We start from the raw sequence: 24,131 nt of genomic DNA on the forward strand, positions 1-24,131 counted from the left end.
TGCAACGAGGCGCCGCCCTGCCGAGTCACGCCAGGGCGGCGCCGAACCTGGCCAATACCGAAGCCAGGTATCAAGCGTAACGGCGACTAGTTACGCTTGCTCCGTATTTCCACGGACCTGTCCCCCGGGTCGCCACAATATTCTATCCCAGGCTGACCTCCTATATTAAGCATCATAGTCCATCGTAGTCGGGAAAAGGGCTTCTCATCGAGCCCTTTTCGACCACACCACTCGGCCCGACGGAATTCCAAATCGATGATCTTGGAGGCGGCCATGTCCATCACGCCCAACCCTATCACCCACCCATCCTGCGTACACCATCCGGCTGCCCCGCATCGAGTGGGCGCCCGCTCGATTACCGTGGTTGAACCACGAACGAGAGGGTTACGGGCGCTCGCTCCGACACCGGGGCAGAACCATCTACTCGCCGTCTTGCCCGAATCCAGCCGGGGACGGATCTTCCCACTGCTCGAACTGGTCCCCCTGCCGCTAGGCCAGGCCCTGTACGAGTCAGGCGGCTCCCTCTCTCATGTGTATTTTCCGACCGACGCGATCGTGTCCCTGCTGTACGTGATGGAGGACGGCGCGTCCGCCGAGATCGCCGTGGTCGGCAACGAGGGGCTCGTCGGCATCGCCCTGTTCCTCGGCGGTGGGACCATGCCGAACCGGGCCGTGGTGCAGAGCGCCGGTCAGGCTTACCGGCTGAAGGGACACTTGTTCAAACAGGAGGTCGACCGCTCCGGGCCGCTGCAGCGTCTGTTGATGCGCTACACGCACGCCATGTTGACACAGATGGCGCAGACCGCCGTCTGTAATCGGCACCACACAGTGGACCAGCAACTCTGCCGCTGGCTGCTGCTCAGTCTCGACCGACTGCCCTCGGACGAGCTGAGCATGACCCAGGAACTGATCGCCAACATGCTTGGGGTGCGCCGCGAGGGCGTGACCGAGGCGGCTGGAGAATTACAACGCGCCGGATTGATCCACTACAGCCGGGGCCATATCAGGGTGCTGGATCGCCCGGGCCTGGAGGAACGGGTTTGCGAATGCTACGAGGTCGTCAAAAAGGAGTTCGATCGCCTTCTGCCCAACGTGATCGCCGAATGATCCGTACCGCTTCGCGGTCGCCAATCCCCGGCCATGATCCGCGTGTCGGCCAGATCACGGGCCGCGGCCCCATGCGGTGCCGCTAGAACCTTGACGATCCGGAGCGGAGACGGGATGCGACGCTTGCTCCGCCGCGGAGTCAGGCCATGTGTGCGGGTGGTATTGCTCGGATCCCTGTGCGGCGGAGTAATGCACTCGGTCATGGCGCAGGAGACGGTCGACAAGGGAGGCGCGCCGCAGAAACTGATCACGCCCACCAAGGAAGAGCTCTCGCCGGTCGCCGCGAAGGTTGACGTCACACCCGTCGCGCAAGACGAAGAGATCCGCAAGCGGCTCCAGACCGTGTTGCACACTACCGACTGGTTCACCGACCCGCAGGTCAGGGTCGAGGAAGGCGTCGTCTTTCTCAATGGTCAAGCGGAGTCCGATGAGCTGAAAAAATGGGCTGGTGATCTGGCACGCAATACTCAGGACGTCGTCGCCGTTGCCAACCGACTCGAGGTGCCGGAACCGTCGGTCTGGGATTTTCGCCAGGCGTCCAGCGGGATCGCCGCACTCTGGCGCGACGTCATCCGCGCGATGCCTTTTGTCCTTTTCGGACTGTTCATCCTGGCACTATCGGTGGGGACCGCGCTGTTGGCGACCCGAGGGGTCCGCGCCCTGCTCCGCAAAAGGATTCAGACGAAACTTCTGCAGAATGTGATCGCTCGCGCGGTGGGAGGTCTCGTCGTCCTATGTGGCGTCTATATGATTCTGAGGGTCTCGGGCCTGACTCAACTGGCGTTGACGCTGGTCGGAGGTACCGGCCTGATCGGGCTGATCCTTGGTATCGCATTCCGCGGCATCACCGAGAACTTCCTGTCCAGCATCTTCCTTAGCATACAGCGGCCTTTCGAGACGGGCGACCTGGTCGAGATCTCCGGCGTGACTGGGTATGTGCAGCAGCTCAACATGCGGACGACCATCTTGATGACCCTCGATGGCAACCTCGCGCAGATCCCAAACGCCGCCGTTTACCAGACGATCGTCAGCAATTTCACCACGAACGCCAACCGGCGCACAGACTTTGTTGTCGGCATCGGCTACGGCGATGCCATCAACGAGGCCCAGGAGATTGCACGCAAGGTTCTGGCGGACCACCCAGCCGTACTGAAAGATCCGGAGCCCTCGGTACTGGCGGACAGCCTCGGCAGCGCAACAGTCAACCTGCGCGTCTACTTCTGGCTGAACGGCCGCGAGCACAGCCTACAGAAGGTGCGGTCGTCGGTCATCCGGCTTGTGAAGCGCGCCTTTCAGAACCAAGGTGTTTCGATGCCCGACGAGGCCCGCGAGGTGGTCTTTCCTCAAGGCATCCCCATCACCTTGCGCGCCCAGAAACCAACGGACGCGCCGGGCAAGCGGCTCCCCGCCGAATCGCGGCACGCCGAGCTGGAAGTCGTGTCGACGAAAGCGGAGGCAGGTTTGTACAGCGAATCAATCGTCATCAAGGAGCAGGCACGGGAGGCAGGGCCCTTAAAGGAGGTGGAAAATCTCTTGCCGGTGGCGTCCGACACGGCCGCCTCGGAGAAGCGCACGGCGTGAACAAGCCACAGGGGTCAAGGGGGCGCCTCGCACCAGCCTGCGATGCGGTCGGGTCCAGGGATAGGGCCGGCGCAGAAGACGGCTACGTGTCAATACCGCGGATGACGCCACGACAAGGTCATGCGCACCAGTGCCGCGAGCGAATCGGCCTCCAGCTTGCGCATCAGGTTGGCGCGGTGGGTCTCGATCGTGCGCACCCCGACATTCAATGCGCGGGCGATCTGTTTGTTGGAGGAGCCTTGCACCATCAGATCGAGTACCTCCCGTTCCCGCTCGGTCAAGGTCTCGAGCAACGCGGCTGTCCGTTGCGAAGGACCGAACAACTTACGGTGATGCCGATCCAGCTCCAGGGCCTGGCGCGCCCGGTCGAGCAAATCCTGGTGATTGACCGGTTTCTCGATGAAATCCACCGCCCCGCATCGCATCGCGCGGGTCGCCGTCGGCACGGTGCCGTACCCGGTGACCATGATCACCGGCAGGAAGGCGTGACGCGCACGCAGCTCCTCTAGCAGGGCCAGGCCGTCCATCCCGGGCATACGCAGATCCAACACCAGGCAGCCGGCCTGATCCGGCTCGAGGTCCGCGAGGAAGGCGTAGGCGCTGTCATAGGCCGCCACCGGCACCTGAAGCGATTCGAACAGCCAGCACAGCGAGCGCCGGACATCGGGATCGTCGTCGACGATAAACACCTTGGCGGTCTCATCGATGGCCATCAGCCCCACCCCCCCCCTTCGTACACAGGCAGCGAGAAACCGACGACGGCCCCACCCCCGGGCCGCGGTATCGCCCACATCCGTCCACCGTGGGCGGCAACGATGGCGTGGCCAATGAAGAGCCCGAGCCCAGTGCCGCCGTCCTTGGTCGTGTAGAAGGGTTCGAACAGCCGTTCGATGCCGTCGGCGGGCAACCCGCCGCCACGATCGGCAACCTCGATCTGCACGTGCCCGGCCGCGGCAACACAGACCCGGACCCGCAAACGCCGGAGCCTGGCCGGGGTTCCGGCCATCGCCTCGATACCGTTAAGCAGCAGGTTGATCAGCACCTGTTCCAACTGGATCGGATCGCCGAAGACCGATGGTGAATCCGGATCGAGGCGACGGGTCAGCATCACGCCGCGTTCTTGGGCCTCGGCCCGGATCATCTCGAGGCCTGCGACAGCCACCTCATTCAGATCCAGTACGCGCAGTTCCTGTGGCTGCTGGGTCGCGAGGCCCCGCAGGTGTCTCAGGATACCGCTGGCCCGGTCGGCCAGCCCGATGATCTCACGCAAGGACTCGCGGGCCGTGGCCGTATCGTCGGGGGAGCGGTCCAGACGCTCGCAGGCACCCCCGGCAAAGGCGCTGATCGCCATCAGCGGCTGGTTCAGCTCATGGGCGACACCCGCGGCGAGCGCACTCACGAAATTGGTGCGACCGACTCGAGCCAGGGCATTGCGGTGCTCGAGAAGCCGCTGCTCCAGATCCTTGCTGGTCTGGATGTCCTCGACGACCAACATCAGATAGGGGGCACGGCCGGCGCGATCGAGCACTGGGCTGGTCGTCAGGCGGCACCACCGGGCCTCGCCACGGCCCGTCAGACATCGTACCTCGACAGCACGATCGGCGGTCCCGGCGAGGCGATACCCGGCCTGATGGAGGTGACGCGCCAAGGCTGCGGCATCGTGCGCATGGATCAGCTCGTGACAGGTCCGTTGCCGTAGCGCGGCTTCCGGGGATTCGAGGATCGCGCAGAGCCGTTGGTTGACACGCAGAAAACGGCCGCTTGGGTCCAGATGCGCGATCCCAACGGCGGCCTGCTCGAAGGCGGTTCGGTAGCGTTCTTCACTCTCGGCAAGGGCCTGACGCATCCCGAGGCCGTCCAGGATCTGGCCGAGACGATCGGCGATGGCGGCCAACAGGGCCTGCTCCTCATCGTCCCAGTTCCGGGCGCTGTAGGACCCATGCAGACCCAGGAGCCAGGGCCGGCCGGTCGCGGGTCGCACCGCGACGGCGATCAGCGGGAAGGCCGCGAGGGGCTCGCCGGCCGGCCAGCCCACCCGATCGCCCGAATGCGTCACGACCGGTCCGTCCCGCAGGGCCCGCTCCATCAGCACGGCCAGCGCCGGCGCGGATGCGATGAACGGGCCGGCCTTGGCCACCCCGGGTGACGCGAGACGACCTGTCTCGGCGTGGACCTCCAGCATCGTCGCCGCCGGATCGCAGGGCCAAAGGAGCCAGGCGCCATCCACGTCGAACAGCGCGCGGATCTCATCGAGGGTGCGCTCGAGCAGGGTCTCCGGTGCTGCGCCCGTCGCGGCCGGCGCCGAGATGCGCTCGAGCCCGCCGATCAGTCGCCGGCGGGTCCGTTCCTGGGCCGCCAGCGCGGTGAGGCGCTGGTGCTCCTGCTCGGCGGCCCGGCGCATTGTGATGTCGGTGACGATGGTGCGCACCAGGTCGCCCGGGCCGTCGCCCTCCGGAGTGCTCTCGAGCATCAGGATGCGCTCGCGGCCATCCTTGGCGCGCAGGCGCACCTCGTCGGTCCGGTGCCCCCGCGTGCCGAGCGTCGTCAGGATATGAGCCTGCAGCCGATGACGGTCCTCGCCGGGCAGCAGGCCACCGAACGGCCGGCCCACGAGCCGCTCGCGGTTGCCCCCGAGCAGGCTGGCGCCCGTCAGGTTGACGGCCTGGATCCGGGTGGCGCGATCCAGAACGAGATAGCCGACCGGCGCGAAATCATAGAGGTCCGCGTAGCGCTCGCGCGACGCCTCCAGCACCTCGTGGAGCTGCCGCAACTCCTGGTTCTGCTGTTCCAGCTCGATCTGGTGGACCTGGAGGTCATGGCAAAGCTGTGCCAGCCGGTCCTCCGGGCGGGCGCCTTCCGGTATCTGGGCCTCGACGGCCTCGACCCGTTGAAAGCCGGCGCCTGGATCATTCGCCATCGCCACCCCTGCGGTCCGTACGGACGTGTCCGTCATGGTCGTCCTCCTCATCTGGCCGGCTCGTCGTTCCGCGGATCCTCCTCATGATAAACGACACCCAGCGCCACTTATCCCTGCCCATGTCGTGTCTTGGATCACGGGTAACAACGCCTGTCGAAGCACTAGGCACCCACGCCACCCAGGGCGGCCGGTTTCGCGGCCGGGATCGGGTCCGAGATCGGCGGGGAATAGAGAAAGCCCTGCCCCAGGGAACAGCCCTGCTCCTTCAGAAAGCGCTCCTGGCCTTCGGTTTCGACACCCATGGCGATGACGCCAAGCCCCAGGCTCCGGCCCAACGCGAGAATCGCGCGGACAATGGCCCCGTCGACGTCGCTCACCGGCAGGTTGGCGATGAAGGAGCGGTCGATCTTCAACCAGGTGACCGGCAGGCGCCGGAGGTAACTCAGAGACGAAAAGCCAGTGCCGAAACCATCGATCGCGATCGCGACGCCCAGGTTCTGAAGTTGAGTCACGGCCGCCACGGACTCGCCCGGGTGGGCCATGATCGCCGTCTCCGTGACATCCAGGCTCAACTGGCGCGGATCCAGCTCCAGCGTGCGCAGCAGGGTGCCAAGCTCCGCGAGGAACCCGCGTCGTTCCAGTAACCGGCTCGAGACGTTGACGGTCATCAGGATCTCGTCGGCGAGCCCGTCGCCTTGCCAGCGCTTGCGTTGCACGCAGGCCGTACGCAAAACCCAGGCGTCGATCTCCTGGACCAGGCCGATTTCCTCGGCGAGCGGGATGAAGCGCTGCGGTGGCAGCAGCCCCAGGCGCGGATGCTGCCAGCGCACCAGCGCCTCGATCCCGACCAAACGCCGCGTGTCCAAGGCCAGTTGCGGCTGATAGTGCAGCAGGAACTCGCCGTTGGTCACCGCCTGGCGCAGGTCCTGTTCGAGGGCCACCCGTTTGCAGGCCAACTCGGTCATGGCCGCGGTATAGAAGCGGAAGCCGTCCCGTCCCGATTGCTTGGCCAGATACATCGCCGTGTCGGCCTTGGTCAGCAGTTCGTCGACGTCGTGGCCATCGTCCGGCGCCAGGCTGATGCCGACGCTGATCGTCAAGGGGATGGTCTGGCGTCCGTTCCGGTAGGGTTGGCCAAGCGTGTGGATCAGTTTTTCGGCGATGATCGCGGCATCCCGACTGGTGTCCAGGTTCGCGATCAGCAGCGTGAACTCGTCGCCACCGAACCGCGATACCGTATCCCCGTCACGCAAGTGGCCGGTCAGCCGGCCGCTCACCTGCTTGAGAATCTCGTCTCCGGCCGCGTGGCCATGGGTGTCGTTGATCTCCTTGAAGCGATCCAGATCGACGAAGAACACGGCGACCTTCCGACCGGTGCGCCGACTCTGAAGGATCGCCTGGCTGAGGCGGTCGTCGAACACCGGGCGGTTCGGCAGTCCGGTCAACGGATCCTGGTGGGCGAGACGTTCGAGCTGCCGCTCCCGCTCCCGAAGCTGATCGAGCAGCCGCCGCGGCTCGGTGATATCGAGCAGCGCGCACTGGTAACGGACACCCTCGTCGGCGCGGGCGAGGCCACAGTCCAGGCGCAGATGCAGCGCCTCGTCACCGGGCTGCAGGATCATGGCCACCTCGACCCATTGGTGCTGGCCGGTCGCCGCGACGCGCCGCAGCAGGTCTCGCAGCGCACGCCGCTGGCCCCCGGGCAGACGGCGCGCCAGCGAGGTGCCGAGGAGTTGCTCACGCGGCACCCCGAACAGGGTTGCGGCGGTCAGGTTGATCTCGGTGATGACCCCCAGTGCATCGAGCGTGCAATAGCCGACCGGGGCCCGATCATAGAGGTCGGCATAGCGATCGCGCGAGATCTCCAGGGCACGCTGAGTCTCCCGCAGGGCGACGTTCTGCTGCTCGAGCTCGAGTTGATGGGTCCGCAGATCCCGCAGGAGCCGCTGCAGGGTCGCGCGGTCTTCCGGAAGGTCCGGAGCCATCACGGCGGCCCTGGCCAGGTGCGCGCCATCCTGCGTACCTTCGCGGTGAGGATCCATATCGGTCTCCTATCGGCATATCCCTCCGAGGGGTGGGATCCATACCACGCCGTCCGTTACCGGTTGGCGAACGCCAACCGTATTCTGATGGTTCGAGTCTAGCCGCCAGCGCCCAATCTGCCTATCGGGGTGACCCGACAGCCATCTCAGTAATACTACGCAAAACCGAAACCTCATGAGGCTGCTTCCCGCATGGCGCGAGCGCTCGCGCATTGCCCCAGATCTGTAGGAGACCGCCATGCGCATCGCCATCGCTGGCAACATCCGCGCAATCGACGGCTTGTTGCCGTTGCGTCAGGCACCGAAAGAAGCCGAAGGTGCGGCAGCGTACAGACAGCGATTGCCAGTGAGACTAGAAATCGCCAGTGAGACTAGAAGAAGCCTATCGCATTGGGTGTTAGTGGGATGCTGACAGATGGGCGTTTCGCCCCTTGCGGAGACAAGAATCGTACAAATCCTGACCGGAGTTTGACCATGAAACGCATGAGCCTTCGCACGACATCGACCGCTGCCCTCGTTCTCGTCGGAACGGTCATGACCGTCAGCGCTTTCGCCCAACCGCCACAAGGCAGCTACGGTCCGGGCGATGGGATGGGCCCCGGCATGATGAATGGTTATGGCCCTGGGAACGACGAGGAGCCCGGTTTCGACCGGACCAGATAACCTGTTGAACCGCTTGAAGCGCAAGCCTTGGGAGCCGGCCTGGGCCAGAGCTACCAGAACACCCGTTCAGCCAATTGTGGTCTGATCATTCCCGGTACGCGGTAGCCTGATGGATCTGCGCTTCGAGACGCCTCTGCCCTCGATCTATCAGGTGCTGCGCGCGGGGTCGGAAGGCCGGATCCGCATCGAGGTGTTGGCGCAAAGGGATGCCCGGCATGTGCGCGGGATCAGCCACGCAGGGCTCGTCCGAGGCATGAGGGTGGCGGATGCCGGCGGGCCGCTGATGACGCCAGTGGGTCAAGGCATCGGCGGCCGCGAGGCGCTGGCCGGGTTCCAGTTGCAGCCTGACCCCAAGCCGAACCGGGCGGGTCGCGTGGACGAACTGCGGTCGATTCGGACCGAGCTTGATGAGGCAAATCCACAGACCTGCCACATTACAGGAGCATCTACCGCTTGATCACGAAACTCCGCTCTCGTTGGCTATCGATGCGATCGAGCTTTTGGCTCCTCCCCGCCCTCATGGTGGTCGGTTCTGTGACGCTGGCCATCATCCTGATCACCCTGGACAAGAGCACAAGCGTCGATCTACAACTGGCTATGCGCTGGCCGCTGCTCTTCGGCGCTAGCGCAGACGGCGCCCGCGGTCTGCTCACGACCGTCGCCACATCCATGATCACGGTGGCCGGGCTGGTGTTTTCGATCACTCTCGTGGCGCTGTCGCTGACATCCAGTCAGTACAGCTCGCGCGTCATTCGCAGCTTCATGAGCGACCGCGTCAACCAGTGGGTGCTGGGCGTCTTCGTCGGCATCTTCGCCTACTGCCTGGTGGTCCTGCGAACGATTCGAGGGGGCGACGAAGGAACCTTCGTCCCGACACTGGCGGTGCTGGTCGCCCTGATGCTCGCGTTCGTCGGCATCGCGGTGCTGATTCACTTCATTCATCACATCGCGACCAGCATCCAGGCGTCGCGCATTGTTGCGACGGCCGCGCAGGAGACGCTCGAGGCCGTGGATGATCTGTTTCCCGAGGCATGGGGAGACGATGACGACAGAGGCGCGGACAACACCTTGGCGAGCATGCATGCCAGACAGCCCTGGTTGGCCTTCCCGGCCCGCAAGACCGGCTACATCGAGACGCTCGATGCCGACGCGCTGCTGGAGGTCGCCCGAGACCTGGAGACCCTCCTGCGGATGGAGCATGGTGTCGGGGATTTCGTCGTTGTCGGCACGCCGCTGGTCTCACTGCTCGATCCGGGTGACCTAGACGACGCGACCACGGCCAAACTAAACGCGGTCTACGTCATCAGTCGCCAGCGCACGGTGGAGGAGGATGTCGCCTTCGGCATCCGCCAGCTCGTTGACGTCGCCATGAAGGCGCTGTCGCCTGGCATCAACGACACCACGACCGCGGTGATGTGCGTGAACCACTTGGCGGCGATCCTGACCCGATTGGCAACACGCCGGATCCCGTCGCCGTATTGGTGGGATCAGGGGGTGTTGCGCGTGATGGCCCGCGGCCCGAGCTTCGATAGCCTGCTGGGTGCTGCCTTCGACCAGATTCGACAGAACGCCGAAGGGAATGTCGCCGTTCTGTTGCGGCTGCTTGGCGCGCTGCAAACCGTCGCCGGTGTCACCCTCAGCCCCCACAGGCGGGACGTCCTGAGACAGAAAATCGATGAGATTGCGGAGACGGCCGAGCGCAGCATCAGGTCCCCACATGACCGCGATCTGCTGGCGAACCGGTTGGTGCGGGTGCGCGAAGCCCTGGTCGCGGGGCCACTGTCTTTCGTCCAGACCAAGTAGAACGCAATGGAATGAGGAGAACCGCATGCAGATTCAAATCAATACCGATCGTCATACCGAAGGGGTTGAGGACCTTGCCGTGTGGGCCCGTGGCGTCGTGGAACAGGCGCTGAGTCACGCCAGCGATCGCATCACGCGCGTGGAGGTCCACCTCAGCGATCAGAGCGGTGACAAGAGCGGCCACGACGACAAGCGATGCATGATGGAAGCCCGTCTCGAGGGCCGCCGGCCGATCGCCGTCACGCATCAGGCCGCGACCATGGACTTGGCCGTCAACGGCGCGGCGGAGAAGTTGGCCGGCGCCATCGAGAGCATCCTCGGGCGGCTGCGCGATCAGCGCCATCGCCAAGCCGACCCGCTCCTAGACGCGGCGCCGTCGCCGGACGAGCGATGAGCGACACCACCGCCAGGTGCGGCACACGATCCAGCGTGCCGGTGATCTCCAAGCCGTCGTCCGCACCATGAAGTCGCTGGCCGCCTCCAGCATCCTTACGGGACCAGCAAGCGGTGGGAGCCCTAGGCGACTCTGCCCGCACCGTGGATCTGGGTTTGAGCGTCTCCTTCCGGGGGAGCGGTGACCCTTTCATCAGGACAGGAGTTTAGCGACCATGTTGATCACATTTGAAACCAAGGCCTACGCCAACATCACGATGTTCGGCGATGTCGCCATCGAATTGCTCAAGCTGATGGGGCATAGCGGGACGACGCCCGGCGCCCTCATGGCCGACGATGTGCCGGCCGCACTGGCTCATCTGAAGGCGGCGGTCGAGGCGCAACCGGACGAGCACCTCGATCCAACCAACGGCCCGGAGAATGATGGCGCGGAAGGCCGGCACGTCAGCCTCGCCCAGCGAGCATTGCCCCTGATCGAGCTGCTCACGGCCGCTGCCGCGAAGCACGAAAACGTGATGTGGGACGGCTGATCGGGTGACAGAGGCCTGGCCTGAGCGAGGTGCAGCGCATCGGAGAAATCCATGCCCTGGCGATAGCCCTCGACCGCCTGGGCGACAGCGCCGGCTCGATCGACCACGAGGTTGTCGATTGTCAAAAGGTCATCGAGGAGGGATAGGATTTCGGGCACGGGGAGGTCGTAGACGCCTCGGAGCACCCATTCCAGCTCTGCGACCACCGTCACCGGCAGGAACAGGGCCTCACCCGAGGTCAGCAGGGCGCGAGCGGCCTGCTGTTGTGCTAGCGTTGCCTCGTCGGCGTCGAGTTCTTGGATGATGGCACGGGCGAGGATGTTGGTGTCTAAAGCGATCATGGGTCGTCTTGCCGTTGCGCCAGTCGCGCCGCACTGACGGCACCCTGGATCTCCTCGATGGCCACCGGTGTACCGCGATGCACGGCCCGGGCGAACAAGACAGAGGCCGGCTTCTTGGCTGTTGCGCTGACAGGCTCAATCACGATAGCGCTTCCGTCCTCTGCCAGGCGGACCTGGACCTGGGCACCGGGATAGATCGCGATCTGTTGGCACAACTCCGCGGGAAGTACGACTTGCCGCTTAGCCGAGAGGGTCATGGTCGCCATGGCGTTCTCCGAGAGTCTGCGCTGACGCCTGGAGTTTATCCCCGCGCGGCCATCTGTTCAACGCCGTTGAACGAACGGCAACGGCGTTGCGCGTGACGGCTTCTCCTTCAAGAGCACATTCACCTGCGCCGGGTTGGCCCTGTCCTGGGATTGCTTCATCACTTGGCCGACGAAGAAACCCGCCACTGCCCGTGCGCCAACGGGTCCGGTCGGTGCCGAAGCGCCTGCGCTGATATCTGGAGCGCGAGCCGCGGGCGATCAGCGGACCGCCTGCCTGGGACGATGTGCCGGCGCCGGTGCTGGACTGGGATCACCCCCGACAGCCCGAACCCGACTTCGAGTTTGATCAGCGCGTTTCCTGGTAGCCGCCGTCTCTCTATCGCAGGAAACGGTGCAGCCCCCCTCGCCTCCCGGCGGCACGCTGCGCCGCAGATGCGAGCCCCAGCACCCCGGAACGCGCGCGCCTGCACGGCGCCCGACACCCGTCAGCAGCCCCGCTGTTCGGCGTTGACCACACATCCCGCCCCCGCTATCCCCCCCGAGATCCTGAACCGGGTAGCCGCGATTAGCGAGGCCATCGGGCGGCTGACCGTGCTCACCGATCCGGCGAGATCCTTGCGGCTGCGACGCATCAACCGCATCCGCACCATTCACGGTTCGCTGGCCATCGAGGGCAACTCCCTGACCGAGGCGCCATTCACCGCGATTCTGGAGGGCAAGCAGGTTATCGCCCCGCCCCGCGAGGTGCAGGAGGTGAACAACGCCCTGGCTGCCTACGACCGGCTAGAAACCTGGAAGCCCGGTGTGGAAAAGCACTTGCTGGAGGCGCACCGGATTCTGATGTCCGGCCTGATCGCCGAGGCAGGGCTTTATCGGCATGGCGGTGTGGAGGTGCTCCACATGGCCCCGCCCGCCCACCGGGTGCCGCATCTGATGAACGACCTGTTTGGCTGGCTGGCCGTCACCGACGCTCATCCGCTCATCGCCAGTTCGGTCTTTCACTACGAGTTCGAATTCAACCACCCCTTCGCCGATGGCAACGGCCGCATGGGGCGGCTGTGGCAAAGCCTGATCTTGGCCCGCTGGAATCCTCTGTTCGCCGACATCCCGTTGGAAAGCCTGATCTTCGAGCACCAAGCCGAGTACTATCGGGCTATTCAGGACAGCACCCAAACGACCGATTCCGCCCCGTTCATCGCCTTCATGCTGCGGATGATCCTGGATACGGTGACCAGTTCGACCCCGGAAGTTACACAGGAAGTCACCCCGGCAGTGCAACTGCTCTCAGTTCTTGCTGGAGAGATGACCCGGCAACAGATCAAAGAGGCGCTCGGGCTGAAAGACGATGAACATTTCCGAAAGGCCTATTTGCTCCCAGCTCTGGATGCCGGTCTGATTGAGATGACCATCACCGACAAGCCACGCAGCAGCAAACAGAAATACCGCCTGACCGACAAGGGGGCCTTGCTCATAATTCCGGCCACCGCTGTCAGGCCGCGACCGGCATGAGGTAGGCGGGTTTAGGCGGGCGCGTTCGGCGTCGTCGCGGTCGCGGCGGCAGGGGCACGCGCAGGAGGAGCCGCTCGAACAGGCGGGGTGTATTCGCCCGAAGAGGCGCTCGGCGGCCGTCCTGCCATCGGCACGGCGGATGTGAAAATTGTGTACGGCGGTGAGCGCGGCGAGCTTGCGGTCGCTCAGGCGATGGCGTCCGTGATGATGCAGCGACAGTTGGCCGTTGCGTCCTTCTACACAGAAGCTGCTGCGCTGGAACAGATCGGCGCAGGCGCTGGCGACCTCCTCGACCTGTGCGTTCACCAACCGACGCGACGGCGAGTGATGGCGAGGACGGCCGGCACATGAGCCTCGCGCATCGGGCACTGCCTCTGATCGAGTTGCTCACCGCGGCTGCCGCGGAGCACGAAAACGTCATGTGGGACGTCTGATCGTCATGCCGCGATGAGCCCGGCGGCGCCGCAGCCCTATGTTCCGCAACGCACAGACCGGCGGGTCGGAAAAGGTGTCTGCTCGCAACTCCCGGAAGCGCAAATTCCGGCGTCCGCTCGCCGCCGCATCGGGCCGCTGCATGGGCAGGCGGCATAACCCCGGGCGGCATCCTTTACGCACCGCCCATTCAGGAATCAGCCCATGACCACGTCAACCCAAACCCTTGACCCCGAACGCCTGCGCAAACTCGACGCTTGGTGGCGCGCGGCGAACTATCTCTCGGTCGGACAGATCTATCTCTACGACAATCCGCTGCTGAAAGAGCCGCTGGCGCCATCGCACATCAAGCCGCGCCTGCTCGGCCACTGGGGCACGACACCGGGCCTGAGCTTTGTCTACGCACATCTCAACCGCGTCATCAAGGACAACGATCTCAGCATGATCTATGTCGCCGGGCCGGGGCATGGCGGACCAGCGATGGTAGCGAACGCTTACCTGGAAGGCACCTACAGCGAGGTCTATCCGAACATCGCCCGGGATGAGGACGGGATGCGGCGGCTGTTCAAGCAGTTCTCCTTTCCCGGCGGCATCCCCAGTCATGTCGCGCCCGAAACGCCGGGGTCGATCAACGAGGGCGGCGAGCTGGGCTATGCGCTGTCGCATGCCTTCGGCGCGGCCTTCGACAATCCCGAGCTGATCGTCGCCTGCGTGGTCGGCGATGGCGAGGCGGAGACCGGCCCGCTCGCCACGAGCTGGCACTCGAACAAGTTCCTCAACCCCATCCACGACGGCGCCGTGCTGCCCATCCTGCACCTGAACGGCTACAAGATCGCCGGCCCCACGGTGCTCGCACGCATCCCGCGCGATGAGCTGGAGGCGCTGTTCAACGGCTATGGCTACGCGCCCTTTTTCGTCGAGGGCGATGATCCCGCGGCGATGCACCAGCTCATGGCTGCCACGCTCGATACGGTGGTCGCCGAGATCCAGCGCATCCAGAACGACGCCCGCGCCTTCGGCTTCGACACCCGACCGCGCTGGCCCATGATCATCCTGCGCTCACCCAAGGGCTGGACCGGGCCGGAGAGCGTGGACGGCAAGGCGACCGAAGGCAGCTTTCGCTCCCATCAGGTACCGATGGCCGACATGACGCAGCCGGGACATCTGGAGATCCTGGCAGACTGGCTGGGGAGCTATCGCCCGGAGGATCTGTTCGACGCCGACGGCCGACTCAACGCGGACATCGCGGCCCTGGCACCACAAGGCGAGCGGCGCATGAGCGCCAATCCGCACGCCAACGGCGGCCTGCTGCTGCGCGATCTGCGGATGCCGGACTTCCGGGACCACGCGGTGGACGTGCCCCGGCCGGGCGGCGTCGACGCCGAGGCGACCCGCGTACAGGGCCGCTTCATCCGCGACGTCATCCAGCTCAATCCGCAGACCTTTCGCGTCTTCAGCCCGGATGAGGCGTCATCCAACCGCTGGGACGCGGTGTTCGAGGTAACGGATCGCTGTTCCGTCGCGCAAGTGATCCCGGGTGACGAGCATGTCGGACCCGATGGCCGGGTGATGGAGATGTTGAGCGAGCATCAGTGCGAGGGCTGGCTCGAAGGCTACCTGCTGACCGGCCGTCACGGCTTCTTCTCCTGCTACGAGGCCTTCATCCATATCATCGATTCCATGTTCAACCAGCACGCCAAGTGGCTCAAGGTGTGCAACGACATCCCCTGGCGGCGGCCGATTGCGTCGCTCAACTATCTGCTCTCATCCCATGTTTGGCGTCAGGATCACAACGGCTTCAGCCATCAGGATCCCGGCTTCATCGACCATGTCATCAACAAGAAGGCCGAGGTCATCCGGGTCTATCTGCCGCCGGATGCCAACACCCTGCTCTCGGTGACGGATCACTGCCTGCGCAGCCGCAACTACGTCAATGTCATCGTGGCCGGAAAACAGTCCTCACCCCAATGGCTCGACATGGACGCCGCGATCAAGCACTGCACTGCCGGCATCGGCATCTGGCCCTGGGCCAGCAACGACCAGGGCGGCGAACCGGAGGTCGTCATGGCTTGCGCCGGCGACGTACCAACACTCGAAACCCTGGCCGCGGTTGCCCTGCTGCGCGCGCATGTTCCAGACCTGAAGATCCGGGTCATCAACGTGGTCGACCTGATGAAGCTCCAGCCGCCGAGCGAACACCCGCACGGCCTGAGCGACCCGGATTTCGACCTGCTCTTCACCACCGACAAGCCGATCATTTTCGCCTATCACGGCTATCCCTGGCTGATCCACCGGCTCACCTATCGCCGCACCAACCATGACAACCTGCATGTACGCGGCTACAAGGAAGAAGGCACCACCTCGACGCCCTTCGACACGGTGGTCAAGAACGATCTGGACCGCTTCGACCTGGTCGCCGACGTTATCGATCGGGTGCCGCGACTCGGTCACCGGGCCGCCTACGCCAAGCAGGCCATTCGCGACAAACTCATCGAGCACAAGCACTATATCGCCGAACATGGCCAGGATCTGCCGGAGATTCGGGATTGGAAATGGCTGTAACGTGAAAGGCCGACCGGACGATGGCCACCTGGGCAGTGTCCGCGCCCTGCCCGGCCGGCCGGTCGCGCCGATCCGGCTCCTACGATTGCCCTGGCTGCGCAGGCGACCGGCAATCGCCTCGGCAATCGATAAAGCGATACCCAACGCCTGGTTCCGTCCGCACATAGCGCGGCTCACCGGAGTCATCCCTCAGCTTCTGGCGGATTCGGCCGACGAAATTTCGCAGATAGTGCGTATCGTCGACATGCGTCGGTCCCCATATCTCACGCAGCAGCTGTGTCTGCGTGATGACCTGGTCGGGACTCGAAACCAGCATCTTGAGAATGGCAAACTCCTTACGTGTGAGGTGAACCTGTTCGCCCGTCACGGACACCAGTCGTTTGACGAGGTCGATATGGAGATAGCCGTCATCGTAGATCCCGGCATCGGGCATCGTAGTCGCCCTGGGCCGCAATAGATTGCGCACGCGCGCCAGGAATTCCTGAATGCCGAACGGCTTGGTCACATAGTCGTTGGCGCCGGCGTCCAGAACGGCGACCTTCTCGCTCTCCGAGGCCCTGACCGACAGGATCATGACCGGCACCGTCGACCAGTGGCGCAGTTCCGTCAGCACGGATTTGCCGTCGGCATCGGGTAGGCCCAGGTCGAGCACGATCAAATCCGGCGTGCGGGTCGCCGCCAGTTCGATGCCCTCGTCGGCGGTTTCCGCCTCGATGACCTGGTAGCCCTGGCTCTTGAGGCTGATGCGCAGGAATCGCCGGATCTGTTCCTCGTCGTCGATGATGAGGATGCGAACCGATGTGATGCCTTCCGTCACGCGCTCTCCTCGTTGTCGTCGTCGAGAGGGTCGATCAGCGGCAGGTGGATGGCGATGGTGGTCCCACGGCCGCCCGGACCAGGAAGCGCCTCGATGCGCCCGCCATGAGCGCCGATCATGCCACTGCAGATGGCCAGCCCCAACCCGCTGCCATCACGCGTGGCCGCAATCCGCACCTCGCCTCCATTCGGCGAGAATTTCGCGGCGTTTTCGATGACATTGACCAGGGCCTGCTCGATCAGTGCCGGATGCACATAGACCAACGGCAGGCCCGGCTCGATGTGTCTGATCAGCCGACAGTCGTGCAGTAACTCGCGGGTACGGCGCAGCGCCGAATTGAGGATGTCGTCGATGCCGATCCAGTCCCGCTCCAGTTTCAAGGTGCCGTGCCCGAGCCGTGTCATATCGAGCAGATTCTGGATGTAGCGGTTGAGCCGCTCGCCTTCACTGATCACGGAGTCGAGAAGCTCGCGTCTGTCGTCGGTGGAGAGGGCATCGTCCAGGGCACGCAAGCTGCTCGCCGCGCCGATCATCGACGCCAGCGGGGTACGCAAGTCGTGGGACACTGACGATAGGAGTGCCGAACGCAAGCGCTCCGTTTCTTCCGCGACCTTGGCCTGCTCCAAGGTGTTGGCGAGGCGGGTACGAGCCATGGCCATCGTGACCTGCGTGATCAGTGCGTCGATGGCGGCAAGCTGTTCACTCTGAAAGCCCGGGTTTGGTCGGTATACGCCAAGCACACCAAAGCACTCCTGCTCGATCGCCAGCGGCAGAAATCGCCAATCGATCGCCGCGAGTGTCTCGGTTTGAAAGCCGCTGGGTTGCCGATGATCGAAGGCCCATTGCGCGGCCGACTGGGCTTTGGCATTCAGGTCCACCTCGCCTTGCGAGGAGGCCGCCTGCTCCAGTGTACCGCTATCGCCCGGTGTCAGCAGGACGACCGGGACGCGCAGGTGCTCGGCGATGGCCGTGGTGGCCTCGCGATGGACCGTCGGGAGATCGACCGCAGCCGCCAGGCGGCGGCTCAGCGACAGCAGCCGTTGCGTCTGCTCGTTGGTGCCGCGCAAGGCGAGCACCTGGTGGCGCAGCCGGCCGGCCAACCGGCCGCCGATCAGGCCCATGATCAGAAAGAAACCGACCGTCACCAGCTCATGCGTACGGTGCATGGCGAAGGTGAACCGCGGCTCGGTGAAGAAGAAGTTGTAGGCGACAGCACTAAGCACAGCGGCGACCAGGGCCGGGTGCATGGCCGTGCGTACCGCGACCAGCAGCACGGCGGTCAGGAAGACCAGCGACAGACTGGCCAAGGGGACCAAGGGTTCGATGGCCGCGGCCACACCGGTCGCCGCCGCTACGACGGCAAGCGTCAAGACGTAGTCACGAATCGGTTCGAGTCGCAAAAACCAGCGCTGACGCCGCCGCACACGGGCGACCCGTGAGGGAACGAAGGTTATCTCGAACGCTTCGGCCTTGCGCAACAGTCGTTGACTCAAGGTCCGGCCGAACAGACCCGCCAAGGGCCGGTGCCGGCTGCGACCCACCACCAGCGTGGTGGCGTTTCGCTCGCGGGCGAAGGCCACCAATTCGTCCACGGAATCGTGGCCACGCAGGGTCACGGTTTCGCCCCCCAGGCGCGCGGCCAGCTCGAAGGCCCGCTCGACGCCCGCCTGCTGCTCTCGGCCGGTGTTACCATGGTCGACGAACACCACGCTCCATGGCGCACGGCGGCGCTCGGCGAGGCGCCTGCCCAGTCGCACCAGTTCCTCACCGTTACCGACCCCATCGATGGCGACGACAATGCGCGCCCGCACCGGCCAGGGTCCAGTGATCCCCTGGCTGCGCATGACCTCACGCACATCGCGGTCGAGGCGCTCGGCCACGGTCTGCAAGGCCAGTTCGCGCAGCGCCGCCAGATTCGTCGGACTGAAGAAGCCATCGAGGGCCGCGCGGGCCTGCTCGGGCACATAGACCTTGCCCTGCTTCAGCCGCTCGATCAGCTCGCGTGGCGTCAGATCCACCAGCACCAGGTCCCGCGCCTCGCTGAGCAGTGTGTCCGGTACCGTCTCCCGCATCCGCACGCCGGTGATGCGTGCGACCACGTCGTTCAGACTCTCCAGGTGCTGGATGTTGAGCGTGGTCCAGACGTCAATGCCGTGTTCCAGCAGCTCCTCGATATCCTGATAACGGCGTGGGTGGCGGGTCCCCGGAATGTTGCGATGGGCCAGTTCGTCGATGAGCACCACGGCCGGCGCACATTTGAGAATGGCATCCAGGTCTAGCTCGCGGAACTGGGCGCCGCGATAGGCCATCTGCATCAACGGAATGGACTCCAGCCCCTCGCACAGCGCCTCGGTTTCCTGCCGGCCGTGGCTCTCGATGATCCCGATGACGATATCGGCACCCTCGCGCCGCGACTCGCGCGCCGCCTCCAGCATCTTGTAGGTCTTGCCAACGCCGGGGAAGGCGCCCAGGAAGATCTTGAGCGCCCCTTGCCGCTCGCGCTCGATGGCCGACAGCAGGGCCTGGGGGTCGGGCCGATCGTCCGCTATCTCGTTCATTGCGTTGCGCCGGCCTCTGAACCGATGTCGTCGAGTGCCAGGTTCAACTGGAGCACATTGACGCGCGGCTGCCCCAGTACGCCAAGCACCGGCCGTTCCACCCGCGCCGCCACCAGGGCCGCGACCGCTGCGCGCGGCAGCCCGCGTGCGGCGGCGACACGGTCGATCTGGAGCTCGGCCGCTGCCGGGCTGATGTGCGGGTCGATGCCCGACCCGGACGCGGCGATAAGGTCGACAGGGATGGCCGCCGCTTCCACGGCGTTGGCCGCGGAGATGGCGATTGAGCTGGCCACGGCCCGTTCGCGCAGCGCCGGATTGCTCGGTGCGAGGTTGGCGCCGGAGACGCCAAAGGGATCGTAGTCCGCGGCTGAGGGACGACCGTGGAAGTAACCCGGTGCGTTGAACGGCTGGCCGACCAGTGCCGAGCCGATCACCTTGCCGTCGCGTTCGATGAGGCTGCCGGTAGACTGGTGCGGGAACAGGACGCCACCGATCGCCACGGTGAGCAGCGGGTAGAGGACACCGCAGAGCAGCATCAGCACCAGGGCGCCGCGCAGCCCTTGGACCCAGCGTCCGACTGGGGTCGCGGAGAATGTCGGGGCAACGGATTGGGCGTGATTCATAACCATCTCCTACATCACCAAGCCAAGACCAAGATCGATGAGCTTGATCGCCGGGAACGGCAGCAACAACCCGCCAAGCCCGTAGATCAGGAGGTTGCGGCGCAGCAGCGCGTCGGCACTGATCGGGCGGATGCGCACCCCACGCAGCGCGAACGGGATCAGCGCCGGGATCACCAGGGCATTGAAGATCACCGCCGCCAGCACGGCCGTGGCCGGGCTGTTGAGCTGCATGATGTCGAGGGCCTGCATGGCCGGCACGCTGGCAATGAAGATGGCCGGCAGGATGGCGAAGTATTTGGCCACGTCGTTGGCCAGCGAGAAGGTGGTCAACGCGCCGCGGGTGACCAGCAACTGTTTGCCGATCTCCACTACCTCCAGCAGCTTGGTCGGATCGGAATCGAGATCGACCATGTTGCCGGCCTCCTTGGCGGCCTGGGTGCCGGAGTTCATGGCGAGCCCCAGATCGGCCTGGGCCAGCGCCGGCGCGTCGTTGGTGCCGTCACCCATCATGGCCACCAGCCGTCCCTGCGCCTGTTCGCGGCGGATGTAGTCCAGCTTGTCCTCCGGCGTGGCCTCGGCGATGTAATCGGCCACACCCGCCTCGGCGGCGATGGCGGCGGCGGTCAGCGGGTTATCGCCGGTGATCAGCACCGTGCGCACCCCCATGGCGTGCAGGCGCTGGAAGCGTTCCTTGATGCCGGTCTTGATGATGTCGGACAAGGGCACGACGCCGAGCACCCGATTATCCTCCGCGACCACCAGCGGTGTCGCGCCGCCACGCGCCACACGTTCCACCAGCGCGGTGGTCTCGTCGGGATAGGCGCCACCGTTCTCGGTGACGAAGCGGCGGATGGCATCCGGCACGCCCTTGCGGATACGCCGACCGTCGGGCTGGTCGATTCCGGAGAGGCGGGTCCTGGCGGAAAACGCCAGGACGCGCGCCTCGGGGTCGGCCGCGACCGTCGCGCTGCGGTCTCGCGCCAGCGCGACAATGGACTTGCCCTCCGGCGTGGGATCGGCCAGCGAGGCGAGCATCGCCGCATCCCGCAGCCGCTCCGGGGCGATGTTGGCTAGCGGCAGAAAGTCGCTGGCCTGGCGGTCGCCGTGGGTGATGGTGCCGGTCTTGTCCAGCAGCAGGGTGTCGATGTTGCCGGCCACCTCCACCGCCTTGCCCGATTTTGCGACCAGGTTGGCGCGCATGGCCCGATCCATGCCGGCGATGCCGATGGCCGGCAGCAGCCCGCCGATGGTGGTAGGGATGAGGCAGACCAGCAGTGCCACCAGCACCGGCACCGAGACCTCGCCGCCGACAAAGGCGGCGAAGGGCACCAGCGTCGCCACCACGATGAGGAACACCATGGTCAGCGCGGACAGCAGCACGGTGAGCGCGATTTCGTTGGGTGTCTTCTGCCGCTTGGCGCTCTCCACCAGCGCGATCATGCGATCCAGCAGCGACTGACCCGACTCCACCGTCACCTCGACCAGGATGCTGTCGGTCAGCAGCTTGGTGCCGGCGCTAACGCCGCTGTTGTCGGTACCGGCCTCGCGCAGCACCGGCGCCGATTCGCCGGTGACCGCCGACTCGTTGATGCTGGCGGCCCCTTCGATGATCTCGCCATCTGCGGGAATCAGCTCGCCCGCCAGCACCCGTACCCGGTCGCCGCGACGCAGGGTCGTGGCGGGCACTTGCTCTTCAGCCTCTCCCCGCACGCGACGGGCCACGAGCTGCTCTCGGGTGGAGCGCAGGCTCTCGGCCTGTGCCCGGCCCCGCGCCTCCGCCAGGGCCTCGGCGGCGTTGGCAAAGAGCAGGGTGAACAGCAGAACGAGGCTGATCGCCAGATCGAAGCCCCAGGGACGACCGGCCAGCAGCGCGTCGCCCGTCAGCCACAGGGTCACCAGGGTGCCGACCCCGACCACGAACATCACCGGATTGCGCGCCAGCCAGCGCGGGTCGAGCCGCCGCAGCGACTCACCCGCCAAGCGGGCCAGGGTCTCGGCGGTGAGCAACGTCGATGGTTTGCGTTGTTGTTTCATGATGTGTTCTCCAAGGCATCAGTTCGCCAACGACAGAAACTCGGCGAACGGGCCGAGGGCCAGGACCGGGAAGAAGCTAAGCAGCGCAAACATCAGGATCACCCCCAGGGTCAGCACGGCGAAGGTGGGCGTCTCCACGGCCAGGCTGCCCGAGGTGGTGGGCGCGACGCGCTTGCCCGCCAGGTGGGCGGCCAACGCCAGCGGTGCCAGGATGGGAATAAACCGCCCGAGGATCAGCGCCACGGCGCAACTGAGGTTCCACCAGGGCGTATCGTCGCCCAACCCCTCGAAGCCGGACCCGTTGTTGGCGAAGGCCGAGGTGTACTCATAGAGCACCTGGCTCAGGCCATGGAACCCTGGATTGGAGGTCTGCGCCAGGCCCGGAATCGCCACCGCCGTAGCGGTCAGTCCGAGGATCAAGAGCGGCTGGCTCAAGAGCGCGATGCAAATCAGCTTGATCTCCTTGGCCTCCAGCGCGCGGCCATAGACCTCCGGTGAGCGACCCACCATCAGGCTGCCGAGAAACACCGCGAGCAGCAGGAACAGCAGGAAGTTGATCAGCCCCACGCCGACGCCGCCGAAGGTGGCGTTGATGAACATATCCATTAGCGTCGAGGCGCCGCCCAGCGGATTGAAGGAGTCATGCATGCCGTTCACCGAGCCGTTGGAGGTCTGGGTGGTGAAGCTGCCCCAGAGCGCCGTGGCCGTCGCGCCAAAGCGCACCTCCTTGCCCTCCAGATTCGGGCCCTCGGCGGCGAAGCCGGCAAAGGCGGCGTTGGGTTGGTTCTCCGACCAGATATTGATGCCCGTCAGGACCACCGACATCGACAGCATCACGCCCATCACCAGGATCGCCAGTCGCCGCCGGCCGGTCAGATACCCGGCCATGAACACCAGGGCCATCGGGATCAGCACGATGGCCACGGTCTCGACGACATTGGACACCGGCGTCGGGTTCTCCAGCGGGACGGAGCTGTTCGGCCCGTACCAGCCGCCGCCGTTGGTGCCCACCTGCTTGATCGCGACCATGGGCGCCACCGGGCCGACCGGGATACGCTGCTCGGCAAGCTCCGCGCTAGGATCGAGCGGGGTGGCGGTCTGAGCGCCCTCGAGGGTATTGGGCACCCCCTGCCAGGCAAGCAGTAGCGCGGTGATGAACGCCACTGGCAGCATCACTCTGACAATGGCTCGGACCAGATCGGCATGAAAGTTGCCGACCGAAACACCGCCATCCGCAGTCGTCGCGGTCCCCTCGCGCCGCGCGAAGGCCGTGCGCAGGATGGCGACCAGCGCCGCGATGCCCGCAGCCGGCGTAATCACCTGCAGGCTGACGATGGCGACCAGATGCGCAAAATACGAAAGCTGCGCCTGACCCGAGTAGTGCTGCTGGTTGGTATTGGTGATGAAGGACGCCGTGGTATGCAGCGCCAGATCCCAACTCATGCCCTCGATGCCATCCGGGTTTAGTGGCAACCGCCCCTGCTGCATCAGGATCACCAGAACGATGAGACCCAAGATGACGTGTAGCTTGAGCAGCGCCTTGCCGTAGTCTTTCCAACTCATCGGGGCAAGGGGTTGAACGCCGATGGCGCGATGGATCACCCACTCGACAGGGCCAAACACCCGATCAAGCGCGGTCGGTGTTGGCGAATAGATCGCCGCCAGGTAGCGTCCCAACGGCCAGGCCAACGCCAAGGCGACCCCGTAGATAAGAAGGACTTCATTCATATCTGATCCTCCCATTCGACAAACAGGAAACAGATGCCGAACAGGGCCAGCAGGATGAGTGCGCCGAGGATACCCATGGTCAGAACCGCTCGGGCCGTAACAGGGCGACCGACAGATAGACGAGCAACGCCAGCACGATGAGGAGCAGGATGTAGTACACGATCACCTCGCAATACGTCGTTGAGCAAGGCGGCAAAGGTTAACGAGCGCCGACGTAACGGTTCT

Annotated in this window: 18 protein-coding genes and 4 pseudogenes; 9 read left to right on the top strand and 13 right to left on the bottom strand. The window is 65.2% G+C overall.

Annotated features, from left to right (window positions below; genetic code table 11):
- Positions 1-273: 273 nt before the first annotated feature.
- Entirely contained in the window at positions 274-1,107 is an 834-nt protein-coding gene (locus ABC977_RS10865; protein WP_369667287.1) for a Crp/Fnr family transcriptional regulator, read from the top strand.
- Between the two features lie 201 nt (positions 1,108-1,308).
- Positions 1,309-2,688, top strand: coding sequence for a mechanosensitive ion channel domain-containing protein (locus ABC977_RS10870; RefSeq protein WP_369667288.1), 1,380 nt, complete (start codon positions 1,309-1,311; stop codon positions 2,686-2,688).
- 89 nt (positions 2,689-2,777) lie between these two features.
- Here ABC977_RS10870 and ABC977_RS10875 read toward each other — a convergent pair whose 3' ends face one another.
- The 3 genes from ABC977_RS10875 to ABC977_RS10885 form a co-directional block, all read right to left on the bottom strand.
- On the bottom strand, positions 2,778-3,401 hold the full coding sequence (locus ABC977_RS10875; protein ID WP_369667289.1) for a response regulator transcription factor: 624 nt from the start codon (positions 3,399-3,401) through the stop codon (positions 2,778-2,780).
- Positions 3,401-5,641 carry a PAS domain S-box protein gene (locus ABC977_RS10880; protein WP_369667290.1) on the bottom strand — a complete coding sequence of 747 codons (2,241 nt, stop codon included), beginning with the start codon at positions 5,639-5,641 and terminating at the stop codon, positions 3,401-3,403. Before ABC977_RS10880 ends, ABC977_RS10875 begins: the two co-directional genes overlap by 1 nt.
- A 125-nt stretch (positions 5,642-5,766) precedes the next feature.
- Positions 5,767-7,647: a putative bifunctional diguanylate cyclase/phosphodiesterase gene (locus ABC977_RS10885; RefSeq protein ID WP_369667291.1), complete on the bottom strand. Its 1,881-nt coding sequence runs from the start codon at positions 7,645-7,647 to the stop codon at positions 5,767-5,769.
- 772 nt (positions 7,648-8,419) lie between these two features.
- On the opposite strand from ABC977_RS10885, the gene ABC977_RS10890 reads away from it, so the two are divergent.
- The 4 genes from ABC977_RS10890 to ABC977_RS10905 all read left to right on the top strand — a co-directional run bounded on the left by ABC977_RS10890 (position 8,420) and on the right by ABC977_RS10905 (position 11,036).
- On the top strand, positions 8,420-8,767 hold the full coding sequence (locus ABC977_RS10890) for a hypothetical protein (RefSeq protein WP_369667292.1): 348 nt from the start codon (positions 8,420-8,422) through the stop codon (positions 8,765-8,767).
- Positions 8,768-8,796: 29 nt separating this feature from the next.
- Positions 8,797-10,113, top strand: a complete 1,317-nt coding sequence (locus ABC977_RS10895; protein ID WP_369667293.1) for a DUF2254 domain-containing protein — start codon at positions 8,797-8,799, stop codon at positions 10,111-10,113.
- A gap of 25 nt (positions 10,114-10,138) precedes the next feature.
- Positions 10,139-10,507, top strand: a complete 369-nt coding sequence (locus ABC977_RS10900) for an HPF/RaiA family ribosome-associated protein (RefSeq protein WP_369667294.1) — start codon at positions 10,139-10,141, stop codon at positions 10,505-10,507.
- 214 nt (positions 10,508-10,721) lie between these two features.
- The gene (locus tag ABC977_RS10905; RefSeq protein ID WP_369667295.1) at positions 10,722-11,036 is read left to right on the top strand and encodes a DUF1840 domain-containing protein; all 315 of its coding nucleotides are present in this window, start codon (positions 10,722-10,724) and stop codon (positions 11,034-11,036) included.
- Positions 11,037-11,062: 26 nt separating this feature from the next.
- Here the strand turns inward: ABC977_RS10905 and ABC977_RS10910 are convergent.
- The 3 genes and pseudogenes from ABC977_RS10910 to ABC977_RS10920 form a co-directional block, all read right to left on the bottom strand.
- Positions 11,063-11,377, bottom strand: a pseudogene (locus ABC977_RS10910) (type II toxin-antitoxin system VapC family toxin); the annotation flags it as partial.
- Positions 11,374-11,643, bottom strand: coding sequence for an AbrB/MazE/SpoVT family DNA-binding domain-containing protein (locus ABC977_RS10915; protein WP_369667296.1), 270 nt, complete (start codon positions 11,641-11,643; stop codon positions 11,374-11,376). The gene ABC977_RS10915 and the pseudogene ABC977_RS10910, both read right to left, overlap by 4 nt.
- A gap of 57 nt (positions 11,644-11,700) precedes the next feature.
- Positions 11,701-11,826 (bottom strand): annotated as a pseudogene (locus ABC977_RS10920) (hypothetical protein); the annotation flags it as partial.
- 324 nt (positions 11,827-12,150) lie between these two features.
- On the opposite strand from ABC977_RS10920, the gene ABC977_RS10925 reads away from it, so the two are divergent.
- Complete coding sequence (locus ABC977_RS10925; RefSeq protein WP_369667297.1) at positions 12,151-13,152, top strand: Fic family protein; 1,002 nt, start codon at positions 12,151-12,153, stop codon at positions 13,150-13,152.
- Between the two features lie 141 nt (positions 13,153-13,293).
- Here the strand turns inward: ABC977_RS10925 and ABC977_RS10930 are convergent.
- A pseudogene (locus tag ABC977_RS10930) lies at positions 13,294-13,521 on the bottom strand (DUF6399 domain-containing protein); the annotation flags it as partial.
- On the opposite strand from ABC977_RS10930, the pseudogene ABC977_RS10935 reads away from it, so the two are divergent.
- Both ABC977_RS10935 and ABC977_RS10940 read left to right on the top strand, forming a co-directional pair.
- Positions 13,494-13,586, top strand: a pseudogene (locus ABC977_RS10935) (DUF1840 family protein); the annotation flags it as partial. The pseudogenes ABC977_RS10930 and ABC977_RS10935 sit on opposite strands and share 28 nt — an antisense overlap.
- A gap of 202 nt (positions 13,587-13,788) precedes the next feature.
- Positions 13,789-16,146: a phosphoketolase family protein gene (locus ABC977_RS10940; RefSeq protein ID WP_369667298.1), complete on the top strand. Its 2,358-nt coding sequence runs from the start codon at positions 13,789-13,791 to the stop codon at positions 16,144-16,146.
- Between the two features lie 79 nt (positions 16,147-16,225).
- Here ABC977_RS10940 and ABC977_RS10945 read toward each other — a convergent pair whose 3' ends face one another.
- From ABC977_RS10945 to kdpF, 6 genes are all read right to left on the bottom strand, one after another.
- Positions 16,226-16,963 carry a response regulator gene (locus ABC977_RS10945; RefSeq protein WP_369667299.1) on the bottom strand — a complete coding sequence of 246 codons (738 nt, stop codon included), beginning with the start codon at positions 16,961-16,963 and terminating at the stop codon, positions 16,226-16,228.
- A complete protein-coding gene (locus ABC977_RS10950) occupies positions 16,960-19,521 on the bottom strand; it encodes a DUF4118 domain-containing protein (protein WP_369667300.1) in 2,562 nt (853 codons plus the stop codon). Before ABC977_RS10950 ends, ABC977_RS10945 begins: the two co-directional genes overlap by 4 nt.
- A complete protein-coding gene (kdpC, locus tag ABC977_RS10955; protein WP_369667301.1) occupies positions 19,518-20,144 on the bottom strand; it encodes a potassium-transporting ATPase subunit KdpC in 627 nt (208 codons plus the stop codon). Before kdpC ends, ABC977_RS10950 begins: the two co-directional genes overlap by 4 nt.
- Positions 20,145-20,153: 9 nt before the next feature.
- Entirely contained in the window at positions 20,154-22,178 is a 2,025-nt protein-coding gene (gene kdpB / locus ABC977_RS10960) for a potassium-transporting ATPase subunit KdpB (protein WP_369667302.1), read from the bottom strand.
- A gap of 18 nt (positions 22,179-22,196) precedes the next feature.
- Positions 22,197-23,906 (bottom strand): potassium-transporting ATPase subunit KdpA, encoded by a 1,710-nt coding sequence (gene kdpA, locus ABC977_RS10965; protein ID WP_369667303.1) that lies wholly within the window; start codon positions 23,904-23,906, stop codon positions 22,197-22,199.
- Positions 23,907-23,985: 79 nt separating this feature from the next.
- Positions 23,986-24,102 carry a K(+)-transporting ATPase subunit F gene (gene kdpF, locus ABC977_RS10970; RefSeq protein WP_369667304.1) on the bottom strand — a complete coding sequence of 39 codons (117 nt, stop codon included), beginning with the start codon at positions 24,100-24,102 and terminating at the stop codon, positions 23,986-23,988.
- Positions 24,103-24,131: the final 29 nt, after the last annotated feature.

Source organism: Thioalkalicoccus limnaeus (assembly GCF_041197575.1).
In the GTDB taxonomy this organism is placed as follows: domain Bacteria; phylum Pseudomonadota; class Gammaproteobacteria; order Chromatiales; family Chromatiaceae; genus Thioalkalicoccus; species Thioalkalicoccus limnaeus.